The sequence below is a fragment of the Mesorhizobium sp. B2-4-2 genome (assembly GCF_006442845.1).
In the GTDB taxonomy this organism is placed as follows: domain Bacteria; phylum Pseudomonadota; class Alphaproteobacteria; order Rhizobiales; family Rhizobiaceae; genus Mesorhizobium.
The window spans coordinates 133,902-153,081 of record NZ_VFVM01000009.1; the positions used below are offsets into that span (position 1 = coordinate 133,902).

Annotated in this window: 25 protein-coding genes and 1 pseudogene; 17 read left to right on the forward strand and 9 right to left on the reverse strand. The window is 63.1% G+C overall.

Annotated elements, in window-relative coordinates:
* Nucleotides 1-7: 7 nt before the first annotated feature.
* Entirely contained in the window at nucleotides 8-919 is a 912-nt protein-coding gene (locus FJ942_RS20515; RefSeq protein WP_140525205.1) for an alpha/beta fold hydrolase, read from the reverse strand.
* 47 nt (nucleotides 920-966) lie between these two features.
* On the opposite strand from FJ942_RS20515, the gene FJ942_RS20520 reads away from it, so the two are divergent.
* On the forward strand, nucleotides 967-1,419 hold the full coding sequence (locus FJ942_RS20520; protein ID WP_140548466.1) for a MarR family transcriptional regulator: 453 nt from the start codon (nucleotides 967-969) through the stop codon (nucleotides 1,417-1,419).
* A 21-nt stretch (nucleotides 1,420-1,440) separates the two neighbouring features.
* Here the strand turns inward: FJ942_RS20520 and FJ942_RS20525 are convergent, their stop codons facing one another.
* Entirely contained in the window at nucleotides 1,441-2,052 is a 612-nt protein-coding gene (locus FJ942_RS20525; protein WP_140564542.1) for a pyridoxamine 5'-phosphate oxidase family protein, read from the reverse strand.
* 63 nt (nucleotides 2,053-2,115) lie between these two features.
* On the reverse strand, nucleotides 2,116-2,469 hold the full coding sequence (locus tag FJ942_RS20530; RefSeq protein ID WP_140561222.1) for a DUF971 domain-containing protein: 354 nt from the start codon (nucleotides 2,467-2,469) through the stop codon (nucleotides 2,116-2,118).
* 197 nt (nucleotides 2,470-2,666) lie between these two features.
* Here FJ942_RS20530 and moaA point away from each other — a divergent pair, with 197 nt between their 5' ends.
* From moaA to FJ942_RS20595, 13 genes and pseudogenes are all read left to right on the forward strand, one after another.
* Nucleotides 2,667-3,662, forward strand: a complete 996-nt coding sequence (gene moaA / locus FJ942_RS20535; RefSeq protein WP_140561224.1) for a GTP 3',8-cyclase MoaA — start codon at nucleotides 2,667-2,669, stop codon at nucleotides 3,660-3,662.
* Nucleotides 3,663-4,030: 368 nt separating this feature from the next.
* Complete coding sequence (locus tag FJ942_RS28915; protein WP_246679875.1) at nucleotides 4,031-4,189, forward strand: hypothetical protein; 159 nt, start codon at nucleotides 4,031-4,033, stop codon at nucleotides 4,187-4,189.
* 118 nt (nucleotides 4,190-4,307) lie between these two features.
* Nucleotides 4,308-4,667, forward strand: a complete 360-nt coding sequence (locus FJ942_RS20545) for a hypothetical protein (RefSeq protein ID WP_140898776.1) — start codon at nucleotides 4,308-4,310, stop codon at nucleotides 4,665-4,667.
* Between the two features lie 119 nt (nucleotides 4,668-4,786).
* The gene (locus tag FJ942_RS20550) at nucleotides 4,787-5,707 is read left to right on the forward strand and encodes a DMT family transporter (protein WP_140557186.1); all 921 of its coding nucleotides are present in this window, start codon (nucleotides 4,787-4,789) and stop codon (nucleotides 5,705-5,707) included.
* A 42-nt stretch (nucleotides 5,708-5,749) separates the two neighbouring features.
* Nucleotides 5,750-5,839, forward strand: a pseudogene (locus tag FJ942_RS29110) (molybdenum cofactor guanylyltransferase MobA); the annotation flags it as partial.
* A 50-nt stretch (nucleotides 5,840-5,889) separates the two neighbouring features.
* Nucleotides 5,890-6,399, forward strand: coding sequence for a molybdopterin-guanine dinucleotide biosynthesis protein B (gene mobB, locus FJ942_RS20560; protein ID WP_140498630.1), 510 nt, complete (start codon nucleotides 5,890-5,892; stop codon nucleotides 6,397-6,399).
* A 159-nt stretch (nucleotides 6,400-6,558) separates the two neighbouring features.
* Nucleotides 6,559-7,344, forward strand: a complete 786-nt coding sequence (locus FJ942_RS20565) for an ABC transporter substrate-binding protein (RefSeq protein ID WP_140498631.1) — start codon at nucleotides 6,559-6,561, stop codon at nucleotides 7,342-7,344.
* Between the two features lie 74 nt (nucleotides 7,345-7,418).
* A complete protein-coding gene (locus tag FJ942_RS20570) occupies nucleotides 7,419-8,135 on the forward strand; it encodes an ABC transporter permease (protein ID WP_140525212.1) in 717 nt (238 codons plus the stop codon).
* Complete coding sequence (locus tag FJ942_RS20575; protein WP_140584428.1) at nucleotides 8,132-8,956, forward strand: ABC transporter permease; 825 nt, start codon at nucleotides 8,132-8,134, stop codon at nucleotides 8,954-8,956. The genes FJ942_RS20570 and FJ942_RS20575 overlap by 4 nt, the downstream gene beginning before the upstream one ends.
* A gap of 110 nt (nucleotides 8,957-9,066) precedes the next feature.
* Nucleotides 9,067-9,936, forward strand: a complete 870-nt coding sequence (locus tag FJ942_RS20580) for an NAD(P)-dependent oxidoreductase (protein ID WP_140584429.1) — start codon at nucleotides 9,067-9,069, stop codon at nucleotides 9,934-9,936.
* 7 nt (nucleotides 9,937-9,943) lie between these two features.
* Nucleotides 9,944-10,648, forward strand: coding sequence for a DNA alkylation repair protein (locus FJ942_RS20585; protein WP_140584430.1), 705 nt, complete (start codon nucleotides 9,944-9,946; stop codon nucleotides 10,646-10,648).
* Nucleotides 10,649-10,706: 58 nt separating this feature from the next.
* Nucleotides 10,707-11,186, forward strand: coding sequence for a GNAT family N-acetyltransferase (locus tag FJ942_RS20590; RefSeq protein ID WP_246679052.1), 480 nt, complete (start codon nucleotides 10,707-10,709; stop codon nucleotides 11,184-11,186).
* A 47-nt stretch (nucleotides 11,187-11,233) separates the two neighbouring features.
* Nucleotides 11,234-11,803 (forward strand): DUF3299 domain-containing protein, encoded by a 570-nt coding sequence (locus tag FJ942_RS20595; protein ID WP_140498637.1) that lies wholly within the window; start codon nucleotides 11,234-11,236, stop codon nucleotides 11,801-11,803.
* Nucleotides 11,804-11,849: 46 nt separating this feature from the next.
* Here the strand turns inward: FJ942_RS20595 and FJ942_RS20600 are convergent, their stop codons facing one another.
* The 4 genes from FJ942_RS20600 to FJ942_RS20615 form a co-directional block, all read right to left on the reverse strand.
* Complete coding sequence (locus FJ942_RS20600) at nucleotides 11,850-12,341, reverse strand: Lrp/AsnC family transcriptional regulator (RefSeq protein WP_006205209.1); 492 nt, start codon at nucleotides 12,339-12,341, stop codon at nucleotides 11,850-11,852.
* A 108-nt stretch (nucleotides 12,342-12,449) separates the two neighbouring features.
* On the reverse strand, nucleotides 12,450-13,130 hold the full coding sequence (locus tag FJ942_RS20605) for a uracil-DNA glycosylase family protein (protein WP_140561231.1): 681 nt from the start codon (nucleotides 13,128-13,130) through the stop codon (nucleotides 12,450-12,452).
* Nucleotides 13,070-13,681 (reverse strand): glutathione S-transferase, encoded by a 612-nt coding sequence (locus FJ942_RS20610; protein WP_140498639.1) that lies wholly within the window; start codon nucleotides 13,679-13,681, stop codon nucleotides 13,070-13,072. Before FJ942_RS20610 ends, FJ942_RS20605 begins: the two co-directional genes overlap by 61 nt.
* 49 nt (nucleotides 13,682-13,730) lie before the next feature.
* On the reverse strand, nucleotides 13,731-14,354 hold the full coding sequence (locus tag FJ942_RS20615) for a thermonuclease family protein (protein WP_140584432.1): 624 nt from the start codon (nucleotides 14,352-14,354) through the stop codon (nucleotides 13,731-13,733).
* Between the two features lie 73 nt (nucleotides 14,355-14,427).
* Here FJ942_RS20615 and FJ942_RS20620 point away from each other — a divergent pair, with 73 nt between their 5' ends.
* Nucleotides 14,428-15,948, forward strand: a complete 1,521-nt coding sequence (locus tag FJ942_RS20620; protein ID WP_140898778.1) for a HAMP domain-containing sensor histidine kinase — start codon at nucleotides 14,428-14,430, stop codon at nucleotides 15,946-15,948.
* A 37-nt stretch (nucleotides 15,949-15,985) separates the two neighbouring features.
* Here FJ942_RS20620 and FJ942_RS20625 read toward each other — a convergent pair whose 3' ends face one another.
* Nucleotides 15,986-16,984, reverse strand: a complete 999-nt coding sequence (locus FJ942_RS20625) for a nicotinate-nucleotide--dimethylbenzimidazole phosphoribosyltransferase (RefSeq protein WP_140686442.1) — start codon at nucleotides 16,982-16,984, stop codon at nucleotides 15,986-15,988.
* A 160-nt stretch (nucleotides 16,985-17,144) separates the two neighbouring features.
* Between FJ942_RS20625 and FJ942_RS20630 the strand changes: the two genes are divergently transcribed.
* Nucleotides 17,145-17,378, forward strand: coding sequence for a DUF1289 domain-containing protein (locus FJ942_RS20630; RefSeq protein WP_140898780.1), 234 nt, complete (start codon nucleotides 17,145-17,147; stop codon nucleotides 17,376-17,378).
* A gap of 13 nt (nucleotides 17,379-17,391) precedes the next feature.
* Entirely contained in the window at nucleotides 17,392-18,096 is a 705-nt protein-coding gene (locus FJ942_RS20635; protein ID WP_140898782.1) for a TIGR02281 family clan AA aspartic protease, read from the forward strand.
* A 17-nt stretch (nucleotides 18,097-18,113) separates the two neighbouring features.
* On the opposite strand, the gene dusA is transcribed toward FJ942_RS20635, so the two are convergent.
* Nucleotides 18,114-19,112 (reverse strand): tRNA dihydrouridine(20/20a) synthase DusA, encoded by a 999-nt coding sequence (dusA, locus tag FJ942_RS20640; protein WP_140898784.1) that lies wholly within the window; start codon nucleotides 19,110-19,112, stop codon nucleotides 18,114-18,116.
* Between the last annotated feature and the right edge of the window lie 68 nt (nucleotides 19,113-19,180).

Genomic DNA, 19,180 nt, shown 5'->3' on the forward strand with positions numbered 1-19,180 from the left:
TTGCGGTTCAATGGAGCAGCGACGGCTCCCGTTGCGCGGCCACGAAGCTGACGGCGCGTTCCACCACGCCCTTGTCCGCCAGGATGCGGCGATGGCCGAGCCCTTCGGCCCAGTGGAGCAACACATGGTCACCGGCGCCGGCATAACGCCAGGCATGATCGGCCGAGACTTCGCGATCGTCGGGTGCGTGGATGACCAACGTCGGCACCGGCGCCTGGGCAAGCTGCCGATCGCCGGTGAATTCGTGCAGCGGCCGGCCGGAAAGATATTCGACACGGTCCGCCATGGCGGCCTGCGAGCGCGGACCGACATTGAGCATGCGGCTGAAGTCGGCGAAGATGGCCGGCAATGAACTGGGCGCGGCGATCAGCACCAGGCGCCCGGCCGCCAGCGGCGCAATGTTCCTGATCGATCCGGCGATTGCATTGGCGGCGACGGCGCCGCCGAAGGAATGACCGACCACCGCCGCGAACGGGCCGAACCATTCGCCCGCGATTCGCACCGCATCCACGGCATTGACCATGTTCAACCGCCGGCCATGCGATTGGCCGTGGCCGGGAAGGTCGAGCGAGACGACCCTGTAGCCGGCGGCGCGGTAGCCCTCGATCAGCATGCGCATATATTCGGTGCGCGAGCGCCACCCATGAACGACGAGAACCGTTCCGGCGGACGCCCTGCCTGGCTCCGGACGGAATTCATGCACCATGACGCAGCCGGACCCGGCTTTCAGCCGGTGATGCCGCGCTTCGGCCATGAAATCTGCCGCGCGGTCGACGGCACGGCGTTCGCCCTCGCTCAGCACCCTGGCGTTCGGCGTACGGCAGAACAGCTCGAATGCGGCGCGCCCGGTGAGGCGGGGGGCGACATGTTCGGCGGCCCCGAATACACCCCGGATGACCTTCAGTCCGAATGATGCCATAGTGGGAATCCATCCATACGTTCAAGCATGAACATAATAGTTCAAAGATGAACAATAAACAAGAGCTGCCCTGGGACAACCCGCGGTTTCGCAACTGGGTCGCGGTTGCGCGCGCCTGCCATGTGCTGGAGCGCACGCTTGCCGTGAAGCTCGCTCCGCTCGATCTGAAACCCGCGCAGCTCGATGTTTTGATGAATCTCTACCGCCATCCCGGCATGTCGCAGCACGATCTCGCCCGCAAGCTGCTCGTCGGCCGCTCCAACATCACCATGCTGTTGCCGCAGCTCGAGGCTCGCGGCCTGCTGCGCCGCGAAGGCGACGAGAAGGACAAGCGCATCCTGCGGCTGGCCCTCACCGAAGCCGGCGAGGCGCTGCTGATGCAGGCGCTGAAGGTGCACATGGCGCTGATCGAGAAAGCGATGAGCCAGTCGACGCCGGAGCAGTGCGACATGATCGGCGAGCAGATGCGCAAGATCTACGAGGTGTTGAAGGACGCCTGACCGCCATTGCGGTCCAGCGGATCACCACATCGTCTTTTTTGCCCGCTCCGGCCATTCCTTGTCATAGGTTTCGCCGTCGATGTTCCTGCGGCTGGTGATCTCCAGGATCTTTCCTGGCGTCGGCAGGGACTTCGGATCGACATGCCTTTCCGGGTTCCACAGTTCCGACCGCACGATGGCGCGGGCGCATTGGAAATAGACCGTATCGACATCGATGACGCTCACCGAGCGTGCCGGCCTGCCGTCGACCGTGAACGACGCGCAAAGCGCGGCATCCGTGGTGATGTGCGCGCGGCCGTTGATACGCAGCGTCGTGCCGGAGCCCGGCACCAGGAACAGCAGCCCGACGCGGGGATCGCGAATGATGTTCTTCAGCGAATCGGCGCGGTTGTTGCCGCGCCGGTCCGGCATCATCAGGGTTTTCGGATCGACGATGCGCACGAAGCCGGCGAGATCGCCGCGCGGCGAGCAATCCAGCCCTTCCGGCCCGCTCGTCGCCAGCGCGACGAAGGGCGAGGCGTCGATGAAGGCGGCGTATTCGGGAATGACGTGGTCGAGTTCCTTGACCACCGAGGCTTCGCCGGGCAGGCCATAGAACGCTTCAAGCTGTTCGACGGTGGTTATGATGGACATTGTCTTGTCTCCCGATCCGCCGCCCCTACTCCCGCTCCATGACATCTTGACGACGCCCGCCGGCTAACGGTCGCGGCTGAGACCCTTTTGTGCCAGCTCGGCAAGATAGGCATTCCAGCGCGCATCCTTCTCGTGGCCCAGCGTGTGCAGGTAATTCCAGGTGAAGATGCCGGTGTCATGGAAATCATCGAAGGTTATGCGGACCGCGTAGTTGCCGACCGGTTCAATTTTGAGGATGGTGACATCGCGCTTGCCCGGAACGGTCACCCGCTGGTCCGGCGAATGGCCCTGCACCTCGGCCGACGGCGAGGCGACGCGCAGCAGCTCGGCCGGCAGCTCGAATGGCTGGTGGCCGGGAAAGGTCACGGAGAGCAGTTTGCGGTCTTTGGAGACCCGCAGTTCCTTCGGCGCCGTCATGGTGTTTTTCCGTTTCGAACCGCCCTTCCCTACGCCGCTTCGCCGGATTGGAAAAGCCCGTACCAGGCAGCCGACATCCGGTGTCGGTCGGGGAATGTTACCAAAGATCGAGAGCGGCTATCTTGAACGACAGGCCGGATCGTATCACATAGCGATATATAACGCCGTCGTTCACAGCCACGGGAAACGCTTCACGCATGGACATGATCGATCCTTTCGGCCGCACGATCAGCTACCTGCGCGTGTCGGTCACCGACCGCTGCGATTTCCGCTGCACCTATTGCATGGCCGAGGACATGGCTTTCCTGCCCAAGAAGGACCTGCTGTCGCTCGAGGAACTCGACCGGCTGTGCAGCGTCTTCATCGCAAAAGGCGTGCGCAAATTGCGTCTCACCGGCGGCGAGCCGCTGGTGCGCAAGAACATCATGCACCTGGTCCGCCAGCTGTCGCGTCATCTCGAAAGCGGCGCGCTGGAAGAACTGACGCTGACCACCAACGGCTCGCAGCTTTCGCGTTTTGCTGCCGAGCTCGCCGATTGCGGCGTCAAGCGCATCAATGTTTCGCTCGACACGCTCGATGCCGACAAGTTCCACGCAATCACCCGCTGGGGCCATCTCGGCAAGGTCATGGCCGGCATCGATGCGGCCCAGGCGGCGGGATTGAAGATAAAGCTCAACGCCGTGGCGCTGAAGGATTTCAACGACGCCGAATTGCCTGAGATGATGCGCTGGGCGCATGGCCGCGGCATGGACCTGACCGTCATCGAAACCATGCCGATGGGCGAGATCGATGCCGACCGCACCGACCAGTACCTGCCGCTGTCGCTGCTGCGCGCCTCGCTGGAGCGCCAGTTCACGTTGACAGACGTCCCGTTCAAAACCGGCGGTCCGGCCCGCTATGTCCATGTCGCGGAAACCGGTGGCCGGCTCGGCTTCATCACGCCGATGACCCATAATTTCTGCGAGAGCTGCAACCGCGTCCGGCTGACCTGCACCGGCACGCTCTTTATGTGCCTGGGCCAGGAGGATGCCGCCGATCTCAGGGAGCCGTTGCGCGCGTCCGAAGGCAACGAGCTGGTCGGCGCGGCGATCGACGAGGCGATCGGGCGCAAGCCGAAGGGGCATGATTTCATCATCGACCGCCGCACCAGCCGCCCCTCCGTGTCGCGGCATATGAGCGTCACCGGCGGCTGATTTTCCCACGGATCTGGTGCAGGATCGCTTCCGGCTGACTGCTGGAGGAATGGAATGAATGCGCGCGCTCGGTACTGGCATTCGTTGCGGCGATCGCGGCAATCCCGTCGGCTGCCGCTCCTTTCACCTACACCAACGAGCGATTCGGCACGGTCTGCACCTTTCCCGATGATGTTTTCACCGACCGCCAGCCAGAACCGGACAATGGCGACGGCCAGCAATGGCTCGCGCCCGACGGCGCCAGCCTGATCTGTTCCGGCATCCTCAATATCGACAACGACACGCCGAAGAGCTTCGTTGCGGCCGAGAAGACAAGCACCCAGGCGGGTTACAAGGTCACCTACAGCAGGACGGGAAAGAACTGGGCCGTGCTTTCGGGGCTGAAGGCCGGGAACATCTTTTATGAGCGCCGCCTGTTCGGCAAGGACGGCGTCATCCGCACCGTCTGGATCGAATATCCGCCGGCCGTGAAGTCGAAATACGACCCGCTGGTCAGCGCCATCGCCGCCAGCCTCGAGGGACCGTGACTATTGCGGCCATGCCGCAATAAATCTCCGCCGGCGGATGCCTGCCTGATTTACCCCAGCCGTTTTCGCGCCTAGCCTTCCATCCGGTAGCGGCTTTCGCTCCGTGGGGGAAAACATTATGCGCAAATTCATCTTTTCTGTTGCCTTGCTCGGCCTCGCCGCCATGCCGGCGGCGGCGCAATCCATCGGCGGCACTTACGATGTCGCCGGCACCAATTTCGATGGTTCGGCCTATGGCGGCGAAGCAACCATCACGCTGACAAGCGGCACGACCTGCACGATCCATTGGGAAACCGGCGGCTCGTCCTCGGACGGCATCTGCATGCGCAACGACGACGCTTTCTCGGCCGGCTATGTCCTGGGCAAGGAGATCGGCCTTGTCGTCTACAAGATGCAGGAAGACGGCTCGCTGCACGGCCTGTGGACGATCGCCGGCAAAGACGGCAACGGCACCGAGGTGCTGACGCCGAAGAAGTAAGGCCGGCCATCCGCGGTTGAAATTCTGGGCCGCGATCAAGGCCGTGGCCCAGCCCTTTGTCGTTGCTGTTTCGGTCCCGGCTGCTACAGGCTTTTTTCAAAGCAGAACCGGTAGAGATCTTGCCCCTTTCTCCCAATCTTCGCGGTGCGTTGTTCATGGTGGTGGCGATGGCCGGCTTCACCCTCAATGACGCCATCACCAAATATTCGTCGCAGTCGATGAACATGGCGCAGGTCATGCTGATCAGAGGCGCATTTGCCTCGCTCTTCGTCGGCCTGCTTGCCTGGCAGCGCGGCGCGCTGGTCCGTCCGCGCTCGATGCTGCAGCCACTGGTGGCGCTGCGCGTCCTTGCCGAGGCCGGCGCGACGGTGACCTTCCTGGTCGCGCTTGCCCATTTGCCGATCGCCAGCGTCTCGGCCGTCCTGCAGGCACTGCCGCTGGCCGTGACAATGGGCGCGGCCCTTGTCTTCGGCGAGGCGGTCGGCTGGCGCCGCTGGCTGGCGATCGCCGTTGGATTTGCCGGCGTGCTGGTCGTGGTGCGCCCGGGCTTCGAGGGGTTCAGCATGTTTTCGCTCGTGGCGCTGGCCAGCGTCGCCTGCTGCGCAGTGCGCGACCTCGCCACCAAGCGGATTCCGCAGGCTATCCCCACGCTGCTGGTCTCCACCGCAACGGCATTGGCCATGACGGTGGTCGGCGCGCTGCTGCTGTCGCCGATGGGCGGCTGGACACCGATGACGGGAAAAGCCACTGCGCTGCTGGCGCTCGCAGCAGTGCTGGTGCTCATCGGCTACCAATTCATCATCATGGCGATGCGCTCGGGCGAGATTTCCTTCATAGCACCGTTCCGCTATACGGCGCTGCTCTGGTCCATTGTGCTCGGCCTGCTGGTCTTCGGCGATGTCCCCGACATGACGATGATCATCGGCGCCAGCACAATCGTCGGCTCCGGCCTTTACGCGCTTTATCGTGAGCGCGTCGTCGGCCGGCGCAGGATCGTCGCGGAAAGCACTGGTCCTGCCATGGCCCCGGACGGCATATAAGTGGCTCGCGGGGAATTTTCGCGACGGCGCACGGGCTCGATGATGGTGAGAGATATTGCGGGATTGATGCTGGCCGGCGTTCAATCCAGACGCAGGGGCGGCGGCGACAAGACCTTGCTGCGGCTCGAAAGCGCCCCCCGACGATCTTGCCAAGGCGGCGCGGTTGCTGCAGAGCATCTGAGATGAACAAGCGCCTCTTCGGCATCACCGGCTGGAAGAACTCCGGCAAGACGACCCTGACTGAGAAACTGGTCGCGGAACTCGTTGGGCGCGGCTGGACGGTTTCGACCGTAAAGCACGCCCATCATGATTTCGACATCGACAAGCCGGGCGCGGACAGCTTTCGCCACCGGCAGGCAGGAGCCATGGAAGTCGCCATCGTCTCCGCCAATCGCTGGGCGCTGATGCACGAATTGCGCGGCGAGGATGAGCCGGCGCTGGAAGCGATCCTGTCGCGGCTTGCGCCGTCCGACATCGTGTTGGTCGAAGGCTACAAGCGCGAAGCCCACCGCAAGATCGAAACCCGGCGCCTGGAGGCGAAGGACCGGACGCCGCTTTCGGCGGGTGACCCCGGGATCGTTGCCATTGCGGCCGACTTCGTCATCGAGGACAAAAGCCTGCCGGTGTTCGACCTCGACGACGTGAAATCGATAGCCGACTTCGTCGAGCGCGCGACCGGCCTCGTTGCTTGAGAAGTAACGTAACGGCAGAAGGACATTGCCGATTTTCGTGGTTTTGCAGTTGCTTTTTTCTTGGAAAGAGTGGGAGTATCGGGCCAGCGGGCGGTCAAAAGCACCGCCCCCACAGAGCCGTTTCGGAACGACGGCCGGGACCATAAAGAGAGGATCATTATGCGTATTGCACTGCGTATCGCGCTCGCCGCTTCGGCCGCGCTGCTGACGCTCGGCGTAGCCCAGGCCCAGGAAAAGACCCTGAGGATCGGCACCGAGGGCGCCTACCCGCCCTTCAACAACCTGACTTCCGATGGCAAGCTCGTCGGTTTCGACATCGACATCGCCCAGGCGCTCTGCGATGAGATGAAGGTCAAGTGCACCTTCGTCGCCCAGGATTGGGACGGCATCATCCCGGCGCTGCAGGCGGGCAAGTTCGACGCCATCGTGGCATCAATGTCGATCACGCCGGAGCGTGCCGAGAAGGTAGACTTCACTCACAAATACTACAACACGCCCTCGGCGCTCGCCGTCCCGAAGGATTCGACGCTGAAGGGCGTGACCAAGGAGGACCTCGCCGGCAAGAGTATCGGCGTGGCCACCACGACGACCCATTTCAACTATGCCTCGAAGACCTACACCGACAGCACGATCAAGGGTTATCCGAGCAGCCCCGAGGAACAGGCGGATCTGGCCAACGGCCGCCTCGACGCCATCGAGGATGATATCGTGGTGCTGCAGCAGTGGCTGGATTCGCCTGACGGTGCCTGCTGCAAGATCCTCGGCCAGCCCTCGCCGCAGCCGGTCGAGATTTTCGGACCTGGCGCCGGCATTGCCGTGCGCAAGGGCGAGACCGATCTGGTCAACAAGCTGAATTCCGCCATCGACGCCATCAGGGCCAACGGAAAATACAAGGAAATCAACGACAAGTACTTCAAGTTCGACGTCTACGGCGCCGAGTCCTGATAATCACCTCCAAGGGCGGCAGGGTCTCCCTGCCGCTTTACCCGATCTGGGAGCTCTGGAGATAACACCACTCGATGCCAGCCCAAAGCATATGGACACTTCTCAGTTGGGGACCCAATGGCTGGCTTGACGATATCGCCTATGGCGCGGTGGTCACCATCGCGCTGGCGCTCGCCACGCTTCCGATCGGCCTGACGATCGGCTTTTTCATTGCCTGGGCAAAGCAATCCGAAGAGCCTTCGCTGCGGCTGGCCGCGAACATTTACACCACCATGTTTCGGGGCCTTCCGGAGCTGGTGACGCTCTTCCTGTTCTTCTTCGGCATGCCCATCCTGCTGCAATACATAATCCGCTTCTTCAGGCCCGAGGCGACGATCGATGTCGACAGCTTCATCGCCGGCATGATCGTGCTCTCGCTGATCTTCTCTTCCTATGCCAGCGAGGTATTCCTTTCGGCCTTTCGCGCCATTCCGAAGGGCCAGTATGAGGGCGGCTATGCGATCGGTCTGTCGAAGTGGCTGACCATGCGCAAGGTGATCCTGCCTCAATTGCTGCGCATCGCCTTCCCTGGTCTCGAGAATTGCTGGCTCAGCCTGCTCAAGGACACAGCCCTGGTCTCGGTCGTCAACCTCGCCGAGACCTTGCGCAATGCGGGCGTCGCGGCGCGCGTCACCAAACATTCGTTCCTGTTCTACAGCGTCGCGGCGCTGGTCTTTCTCATCCTGGCAATCCTGTCTTCGATCGCCACCGGCTTCATCTTGCGGTCGCTCGGACAGAGGGAAGCGCGATGAGCGTCACCGACACCATTGCCGTCGAACGGCCGCCGCCGCCGGCGCGCGGCTGGCCGCGTGCCCGTATCGTGGGATACGCACTCGTCGGCCTCTGGATCCTCTTCGGCTTCGGTATACTGGCCTATCTGGTCTCCGCGTGGAACGGCGAGTTCTTCGCACGATATGCGCCGGCCTATCTGCAGGGACTTGGAACCACCCTGTCGCTGGTGGCGGTGTCGATGGTGGCCGGCGCCATCCTGTCTCTGCCCGTCACCTATGGCCGCATGTCGAACAACCGGTTGCTGTCGTGGCCCGCCTATTGCTACGTCTATTTCTTCCGCGGCACGCCGCTGCTGGTTCAGGTCTATCTGGTCTATTACGGGGTCGGTTCTTTCCGCGTGCAGCTCGAATCGGTTGGGCTATGGTGGTTCTTCCGCGACGCCTTCAACTGCGGCGTGTTCGCCTTTGCGCTCAACACGGCCGCCTATCAGGCCGAAATCTTGCGCGGTGCCATTGAGAGCGTTCCAAGGGGCCAGTGGGAAGGCGCCGCTTCGCTCGGCCTGCACAAGCTGCAGACGCTGCGCAAGGTCATTCTGCCCCAGGCGATCATCGTGGCCTTGCGACCCTACGGCAATGAACTCGTTCTGATGATCAAGGCCTCCGCGATCGTCGCCATCATCACCGTCTACGACCTGATGGGCAATGCGAAACTCGCCTACGCCAAGTCCTTCGACTTCCAGGCCTATGTCTGGGTGGCGATCGTCTATCTGGTGATGGTCGAGATCCTGCGCCACGGCGTCGAATGGATCGAGCGCCGGATTACCATTCACCTGAAACGGTAAGCTTACCTGATCTGTGCCAGTCGATGGCTCGGCGCGCGCCTTGACGAATCCGCCGCATGGCCTAGACCTTCCGCAACTGCAATCTTTGCTCCCGTCGGAAGGAACAAGCCATGGCATCGGTGGCATTTCTCGGTCTTGGCGTCATGGGCTATCCCATGGCCGCGCATCTGAAGAACAAGGGCGGCCACGACGTCACCGTCTACAACCGCACCAGGGCAAAGGCCGAGCAATGGGTCGCCCAGCATGGCGGCGCTCTCGCCCTGACGCCGGCGCAGGCTGCCGAAGGCAAGGACTTTGTTTTCTCGTGCGTGGGCAATGACGACGATCTGCGTTCGGTGACGACGGCAAAGGACGGTGCCTTTCAGGCCATGAAAAAGGGCGCCGTCTACATCGACAACACCACGGCATCGGCCGAGGTCGCGCGCGAATTGGCCGAGACCGCACAGGAGCGCGGCTTCTCGTTCCTCGACGCGCCGGTCTCCGGCGGCCAGGCCGGCGCCGAAAACGGCATTCTGACCGTCATGGTCGGCGGCGACCAGGCAGCCTTCGACAAAGCCAGGCCCGTCATCGACGCCTATGCCCGGATGGTCGGGCTTATGGGACCGGCAGGCGCCGGCCAGCTCACCAAGATGATCAACCAAATCTGCATCGCCGGGCTGGTGCAGGGACTGTCCGAAGGCATCCATTTCGGCAGGAAGGCCGGGCTCGACATCGAGAAGGTCATCGATGTGATCTCCAAGGGCGCAGCGGGCTCGTGGCAGATGGAGAACCGGCACAAGACGATGAATGCAGGCAAATACGACTTCGGCTTCGCGGTCGACTGGATGCGCAAGGATCTCGGCATCTGTCTTGATGAAGCCGACCGCAACGGGGCCAGACTGCCCGTGACGGCGCTCGTCGACCAGTTCTATAAGGACGTCCAGGCGATGGGCGGCAGGCGCTGGGACACATCCTCACTGCTGGCGAGGCTGGAAAAGTAGAACGCAGATGTCCCTGCCCGGCCCGAGCTGGAGCGCGGACGAGATCGTCGCTCACCTGCGCTCGATCGGCACGCAGGAAAACCGCGCCGGCATGGCCCGGTTCGGCATCAACACCGCGACGGCGCTTGGTGTAGGCAATTCGGATTTGCGGCCGCTGGCGCGCAAGCTGAAGCGCAATCACGAGCGGGCGCTTGCCCTGTGGGACAGCGGTGTTCGCGAGGCGCGGCTGGTGGCGGCGTTCACCGGGGAGCCGAAAAGGATCACGGCCGAGCAGTGCCGCCGCTGGGCCGGCGATTTCGACTCCTGGGAGATCGTAGACAGCGTTTCGGATCTCTTTGCTGAAACGTCGTTCCGGCGTGAGTTGATCGAGGAGTTTGCTGCCGACGAACGCGAGTTCGTGCGCCGCGCCGGCTTTGCCATGGTGGCGTGGAGCGCAGTGCATCTGAAGCAGGAGCCGGACGCGACGTTTCTCGCCTATCTGCCGTTGATCGAGGCGCATGCCGGCGATCCGCGCAATTTCGTCAGGAAGGCGGTCAGCTGGGCGCTGCGGCAGATTGGCAAACGCTCGGCGGCGCTGCATGCCCCTGCCCTTGCGCTCGCGCAAAAGTTGGCCGGATCATCCGACAAGACGGCGCGCTGGATCGGCCGGGACGCCGTGAAGGAGTTAACGGATGTCAAAAGGCTGGAACGGCTCACCTCCAGAAAAAGCTGATCTTGCCGATATCCGGTTCACGGAGGTGACGCCGGCAACACGCGGCGACTTCGAGATATTGTTCGAGCAGCCGGGTGCGCCAAAATATTGCTGGTGCATGGCGTGGCGGCAGTCCGTCCGCGAGCACATCCCGAATGATGAGAAAAAGCGCCAGATGATGGCACTTATCGATGCCGGCAGGCCGGTCGGCATCCTCGCCCAGATCGACGGCAAGACCGTTGCCTGGTGTTCGGTCGCGCCGCGCGAAACCTACCGAAGGCTTTCAAAGCAGCAGGACGACAGCGAGACGGGGGTATGGTCAATCGTCTGCTTTTATGTGCCAAGGGCTTTGCGCGGCCGCGGTTTTGCTTCCGCATTGCTCGATGCGGCCATTGACCACGCGTTCGCCAAGGGGGCGCATATCATTGAGGCCTATCCGGTGGGCGAGGCATCGCCGAGCTACCGTTTCATGGGGTTTCGCGACATGTTTGCGGCGCGCGGCTTTCACGACGCCGGCATGACCGGTTCTCGCCGGCATGTAATGCGGCTCGAGCGTTGACGTCGCCGGTGGCGGTGTCTTTACTCGAACGCAAAGGAAAACGTCCGATGACCAAACGTCTGATAGCCATGGCAGCGTTCGCGGGCGCGATGTCGGCTTTTACAGCCGCCCTCGCTTCGGCCGAGACCACACACATATTCTGGAAGGATTTGCGCCCGGCGACCCAGGCGGTTGCCGAAGAAGCTGGCCTGCCGATGATCGCGGCAAAATTGCCCGATCGCGGCGAGACGTTATCCCTCGGCCTGCAGGACAAGACCATACAAATAGCCGGCTATGCGTTGCCGGTCGATCGCGAAGGCGATCTTGTCTATCAATTCCTACTGGTGCCGTGGACCGGCGCCTGCAGCCACATGCCGACACCACCACCCAACCAGATCGTCCTGGTCACCCCGGCTCAGCCCTACAAAATATCGCGGGCCTACCAGCCGGTTTCCGTAACCGGCGCGCTGAAACCAGGCATGGAGAAGAGCCAGCTTTTCATCCTGGACGGCGTCTCGGTCATCCAGTCGGGCTATACCGTGCGCAAGGCAGACGTGACCGGCGTCGACACCGTGCCGGACACAATAACCCTACCGGTCAACTCGCCTTGGACTTTCCTCAACAAAAAGAAGAACTAAGCAAGGCGAGCTTGCGTGACCTTGCATGCACCAAGGCCACGCGCGCTCAGGCCGCGTTCGCGCCCGATTCCTTGTCCAGCACCATGTAATCGAGCGGGATTTCGGTCGTGTACTTGATCTGCTCCATGGCGAAGGAGGACGAGACGTCGCGAATCTCGATCTTGGCGATCAGCCGCTTATAGAAGGCATCATAGGCTGCAATGTCGGGCACCACGACACGCAGGAGGTAGTCGACATCGCCGCTCATGCGGTAGAACTCGACCACCTCGGGGAATTCCTGGATGACTTCGGAAAAACGCCGCAGCCATTCATGGCTGTGCGAATTGGTGCGGATCGAGACGAAGACGGTGACCCGCACATTGACCTTTTCATGATCGAGAATGGCGACACGCCGCTTGATGACGCCCTCTTCCTCGAGCTTCTGGATGCGCCGCCAGCAAGGGGTCGTCGACAGTCCCACTTTCTTGGCGACATCTGCGACCGCGAGCGTCGCGTCCTCCTGCAGGAGGCGGAGAATTTTTCGGTCAAGGCGGTCCATTGAAAGCTCCTGAAGGAATGGATTGGCCATAATCGGCGTTATTATAGCCTTTCACAAGAAAAAAATTCTGCTGATTGGCGGAAAAGCCGGTGGTTTCTTGCTGAATGTCTAACCGAGGCGATAGCGGATTTCCGACCTGAGGAAAGGCAGCAAATCCATTTCAAACCAGGGATTCCGCTTCAGCCAGCCGGTGTTGCGCCAGGACGGATGCGGCAGCGGCAGCACCTTCTGGCCAGCGGATTTCTCCCAGATGGAGCGCCAGTCCCTCACCGTTTCCGTCAGGGACGGGCGCCGCGCGGCACCCATGTGCCAGGACTGCGCGTAGATGCCGATCGTCAGCACCAGGTCGATCTGCGGCATGAGCCCCATCAACGGCGCGCGCCAGGCCGGCGCGCATTCCCGCCTTGGCGGCAAGTCGCTGCCCTTGGCGTCCTGGCCGGGGAAACAGAAGCCCATCGGCACGATGGCAAACTTCTCGGTGTCGTAGAACTCCTCACTGGTGACGCCGAGCCAGTCTCTGAGCCGGTCGCCCGAAGCATCGGTGAACGGCATGCCCGACAGATGCACCTTGGTTCCCGGTGCCTGGCTGGCAATCAGGATGCGGGCATTCGACGAGGGTCGCAGCACCGGGCGCGGTTCGTGCGGCAGTGGCCGGCCGATCGGATTGTCGACGCAGATGCGGCAGGAGCGAACCGTCGCGGCGAAGCTTTCGAGTTCCGCAGTCATCCTCAGGCCGCGGCACTCGGCCGGCTCGAAACCATCCGATACCAGCGCAACACATTGCTGCACTCGTCCGGCACCTTGATGCGCGCCGGTTTCATGAAATCGATGGCGATCATCCCGGTGATATCGGCGATCGAATAGGCGTCGCCGGCGGCGAATTCGCGGGTTCCCAGCTCGCCGTCGAGAAGTCGCAGGAATTCGATTGCCTTCGGCTTGTTGGCCTCGCCCCACTCGGGAATCTGCGGGATCTCCCATTCCTTCATGGCCGGATGGGTGTGGCGGAAAGCTTGCGCGACGCAGGTCAGCAGGTTGAATTCCATCCGCCTTTGCCACATCTCGACCTGCGCCTTGCCGAGCGCCCCGCGACCGAACAGTGCGGGCTCGGGATTGAGTTCCTCGAAATAGCGGCAGATGGCGACGGACTCGGTGATGACGGTGCCGTCGTCAAGCTCCAGCACCGGCAGTCGCCGCAGTGGATTGCGCGAGCTGACCGCCTGTTGCCTGTGTTCCAGCGCGCCCATGTCGACGGACACCAGCGGAACCGCGATTCCCTTCTCGGCCAGAAAAACGCGAACCCGCCTTGGGTTGGGCGCCCGGCCGCCGTCGAAGAGCTTCATTCGATCCTCCAGTTCTTGCCGGTGACGGCAGGGTTCAGCTTCCGCCGGCTTACCAGAAGCGGAAAATCTCTCGCACGGCATCGGCGATGGAGGCGAGCGTGCCATGTTTTCTCTCGACGGACTCGCCATGGTGGCTGTCGCGCCAATCTTGCGGCTGGTCGAATGTACCTGCCCAGATGCCGGCCCTTGCCGCGCGCGCGATGGCTTCCTCGCTCTCGTAATCGCCGAAAGCGACCGCCCAGCCTGCCTCGACCTGTGCGCGGTTGAGATCGGTATCGCCCGCCTTGCAATCGCCGAGCAGCCGGCCGTAACGATCGCGCTGCCAGCCGCTGCAGATGACGGGCCTGCCGGCGATCAGGCGCACCAGAGATTGGCGCGCAAGCGTGCCACAGGAATAGTCGGCGCCTTTCTTGCGGCAGGTCTGAGTGTATTCCGGCGCGTCGATGCCGCGCATGCGAATGCGTTCGGCGCCGAGCGTGATCGAGTCGCCATCATTGATGATGGCGACGCCCTGTGTCTTTCGCGTCTCCACGCGATCGAGGCGCGCCGCAAGCACGATCAGCAACCCCAGAATAATGACGGTCAGCCCGTAGTCCAGCAATTTGCGCCATGGGCTTCGCGGACGCGGCGCAGCGTACCGCCGGCGCGGTCCTTGCGACCAGGAACGGCTCATATGGCAAACGGTTGGTTAATCATTCGAACGTAGCTTAACACCTTGAAATGCCGCCCGCATAATTGAAGTCTTCATGCCTTTGCAACGCTCGAACACAGCGGACAAATTCATTGTGGACCGCAGGAAACGCCATCGCAACAGCGATGTCGCGCGCGCGGTGCGCAAGACGCGCGACCGTCTTTCGCAACAGGCCGGCAATCCGGATTTCGATCGCGAACTATTGAAACTCCATGCGCGCGCGATGACCAGCGGGGCCATTGCCATTCCGCTGCTTGTCCTGGCGATCGCCGCGCTTGGCCGGCTGGCCGGCATCGGCAATGAGATCATTCTCTGGGCGCTGTTCACCCTGACCTGCTACACGATGTTGGCTTTCATGGCGCGCCGCGTCGAACGCGTGGAAGCGTCCGAGCTTAACCCGTTGCAAACCCAGAGAGAATTCCTGTTCGCACATTTCCTGTGCGGCCTCGGCTGGGGCTGGTTCGTCTGGCTCGGCTGCGGTGCCTGCGCGGTCGACCAGTTTCAGGTGGTCAAGGCCGTGGTGCTGCTGCTTGCCATGGCCGGAACCGCTATCATGGCCTCATCCCTGCGCGGGGCGCTGCTGGCGACTTTCGCTGTTCCGGTGACGCTTTACGCCTACGCCGAAATAAGGCTGTGGATGCCGGTCGGGGCGATCATGGCCGTACTGCTCGTTCTTTCGCTGCCTTTCTTTGCCTATATCGCGCGGAACCTCAACCGCTCCTCCCTGATGCTTTTGTCGTTCCGCTCCGAAAAGGACGCACTGATCGCCGAAGTCGAGACCGCGAAATCGATGTCGGACGAGGCGCGGCGGCGCGCGGAAGATGCCAATCTGGCCAAATCGCGCTTTCTTGCCTCGATGAGCCATGAATTGCGCACGCCGCTCAACGCAATTCTCGGTTTTTCCGAAGTGATGTCGAACGAAGTGCTGGGGCCGATGAGCAATCCCACTTATCGCGACTATGCCCATGACGTGCACGAATCCGGCCAGCATCTTCTCGACCTCATCAACGAGATCCTCGACCTGTCGCGCATCGAGGCCGGCCGGTACCAGCTCAATGAAGAGCCGGTGATGCTGCTCGGTATTGTCGAGGATTGCTGCCACATGATGGAGTTGAAGGCGCGCAACAAGGATATCCGCGTCATTCAGGATTTCGAACATGCCTTGCCGCGCCTGTTCGCCGACGAGCGCGCGGTGCGCCAGATCACCCTCAACCTCTTGTCCAACGCGATCAAGTTCACCGCTACCGGCGGCGAAATCCGCGTGCGCGTCGGCTGGACGGCCGGCGGCGGACAATACATCTCGGTCAGGGACAACGGCCCCGGCATACCGCAAGACGAGATCCCGGTAGTGCTTTCGGCCTTCGGCCAGGGTTCGATCGCCATCAAGAGCGCCGAACAGGGCACCGGACTTGGTCTGCCGATCGTGCAGGGCCTGCTCGCCATGCATGGCGGCGAATTCCAACTTCATTCCAAGCTGCGCGAAGGCACAGAAGCGATTGCCATCTTCCCGCTGAGCCGGGTGATGGAGGAACTCCCGGCCCTGCCGACCGCGGCGGTCGCGGCGCGTCGGCGTTGACGCGCCTCATGCGTGGAATGAGCGACGAATGCTCGGCCTAGCCGCGAACGGCCGCGGCCATGCCCGAACTGGTCAGTGCCGCTGCCTTGATTAGGCCGGCGGCAAGTGCCGCGCCTACTCCCTCGCCGTGGCCGACGCCGAGGTCAAGCAAGGGGCGAAGGCCAAGGCGCTCGGCGGCCTGCGCATGCGCGGGCTCCGGCGACAGGCCGGCGAGAAGGCAATGATCCAGCGCGGCAGGATTGGCGGCATGCAGGACCGCTGCGGCTGCCGTTGCCGCAACTCCGTCGAGCAGCACGGGGATCTTTTGCATCCGTGCCGCAAGGATGGCGCCGGCTATCGCCGCGAACTCACGGCCACCGAGCCGGCGCAGCACCTCCAACGGTTCATCGAGATGGCCGGCGTGGAAAGCCAGCGCCGCATCGACCACCTCCGCCTTGCGCGCCTGCATCGCCGCATCGGCGCCAGAGCCCGGGCCGACCCAATCGGTGCCCTTGCCGCCCAACACGGCCGCGAACAGGGCCGCGGCGACGGTGGAATTGCCGACGCCCAGATCGCCGAGGCAAAGCAGGTCGGCGCCGCCGGCGATCGCCTCCATGCCAAAGGCCATGGTCGCGGCGCAACCCCGCTCGTCGAGTGCGGCATCCTGCGTGATGTCGGCTGTCGGAATATGCAAGGCGAGATCGAAAACCTTCAGCCCGAGGTCGTTGGCGACGCAGACCTGGTTGATCGCTGCACCGCCGGCCGCACACAGTTCGACGGCGTTTGCGGTCGCCGCCACGGCTCTCGGCGAGACGCCGTGCCTGACAACACCATGGTTGCCGGCAAAGACCGCGACCAGAGGCCGCGTCACTGCCGGCGGCGCACGGCCACTCCATGCTGCCAGCCAGGCAGCGATATCCTCGATGCGACCAAGCGAGTTCCTTGGCTTGTCCGCCTTGGCGAACAGCGTTCGCACACGGGCCTCGGCTGTCGTGTCGGCCGCCGGCAGGTTGGCCAGCAGGTTACGGAAATCGTCGAAGGGCTGTGCTCTGGTCATGTCGTGGAAATCGTCCTTGCAGATGGCAGCGGCATAGCCGCCCTCGTGCGCCGGCACAACCTCCCGCGCCTGATGTAAAAGCGGCCGTGGGCGACGCATTCCCGAGGGCTTGCAAAGGCCATGCCGTTGCACCATGTGGAAGTCAGCCAAGGAAACATTCATGACGGCCATCGAATCCCCATGCATTCTGGTCTGTTCGATCGATATGAAGACCGGTTTCTGTTTCGGGTGCGGCCGCACCCGGGACGAGATCGGCGCTTGGATCGACATGACGGCGCAGGCGCGCCGTGACGTCATGGCCCAACTGCCTGCAAGGCTGGAGACGGTCGAGCGCCGGCCGCGCCGCGAAACCCGCCGCACCCGTCTGGCACGGGAACGCGACGCGCTCTCGTGAACGGATTGCCGACATGAACCGCCTGTTCTGGATCCTGATGCTCGTCATCGGCGTCGGCGCGGTGCTGCTGATGTTCAACGATTCCGCCGGCAATACGCTCGGCGTCGAGAACGATGATTTCGGCCGGTTGATCTGGCTGGGCGCTTTCGGCGCGCTCATCGGCGCCGGCCTGCTAAGGTCGGGCCGCCCGCTCGGGGCCATGGCGCGCAATCTCGGCGCGTGGGCGGCGATCACGCTCGCGCTGATCGCCGGCTATCAATATCGCTACGAATTGCAGGACTTCGCCAGCCGGGTAACCGCTGGGCTCGTTCCCGGCAGCCCGCTGGCGCTGGGCATCGAGGACGGCCATGCCACCGTGACGCTCGACAAGGCCGACAATGGCCATTTCGAGGCGCGCATCCTGATCAACGGCGCGCCAGTGCGCACGGTGGTCGACACAGGAGCGACCAGCACCGTGTTGACGTCGCAGGACGCCCAGGCAGCCGGGATCAATCCCGCCGCTCTCGATTTCACCATACCGGTCTCGACCGCCAACGGCACGGCGCGCGCTGCGGCTGTGAAAACCAACGAACTGGCCATCGGCGGCATCGTGCGAAAGAATATGCCGGTGATGGTCGCGGCACCCGGTATGCTTGGCCAGAGCCTGCTCGGCATGAACTTCATCAGTTCGCTGTCCGGCTTCGACGTGCGCGGCGACCGGATGACCCTCCGGGATTGACGTTCGGCAAAAGCGGTTCAGGCGGCCTTGTCGACCGCCCCGCTGAGGTCGACCGCAGCGAACGCCGTCTTCAGCACCTGCGGCCCAGCGCCGGGGCGCGTTGCATCCGTGGAGAGTATCTGGCGGTAGCGGCGGGCACCAGGCAATCCATGGAATAGCCCGACCATGTGGCGGGTGACATGACCGAGCCGCCCGCCCTGTTCGACATGGCGTGCGGCGTAGCCGGCCATGACGTCGATCAGCGCGGCGAAATCGAAGGGAACGGTCCGCTCTCCATAAAACATGGAATCGACGCCGGTCAGAATGCCTGGAGTATGGTAGGCGGCGCGGCCGAGCATGGCGCCGTCGAGGTGCTGGAGATGCGTCCGCGCCTCTTCAAGCGATTGAATACCGCCATTGATGCCGATGAATTCGCTCGATTTTCTCGTCTTCAGCCGATAGACGCGACCGTAGTCGAGCGGCGGGATGTCGCGGTTTTCCTTGGGGCTCAGCCCCTCCAGCCATGCCTTGCGTGCATGCACCCAAAGGGCGTCGGCGCCGGCCGCGAAAACGCCGTCTGCAAGCGCATCCAGCGCCGGCTCGGGATCCTGCTCGTCGACGCCGATGCGGCATTTGACGGTTACGGGAATGGTCACGGCCGCCTTCATCGCCGCGACACAGTCGGCGACGAGGTCAGGCACCTTCATCAGGCAGGCGCCGAACGTACCGGACTGGACGCGGTCCGACGGGCAGCCGACATTGAGGTTGATTTCCTCATAGCCGAAAGCCTGGCCGATGCGCGCCGCCTCGGCCAGCTTCCCCGGATCGGAGCCGCCGAGCTGCAGCGCGACCGGATGTTCCGCCTCATCAAAACCAAGCAGGCGCTCGCGCGCGCCCTGGATGACCGCGTCCGCCACCACCATCTCGGTGTAGAGCAACGCACGGCGAGTCAGCTGGCGATGGAAGAACCGGCAATGGCGGTCCGTCCAATCCATCATCGGGGCGATTGCCACCTTATGCTCTTGGTATCTCGACATTTTTTGCGTCAATTGGTTGGTTGATGCGGGCGGTATGGCCACCAATCCTCATATCGGCGACATATGCG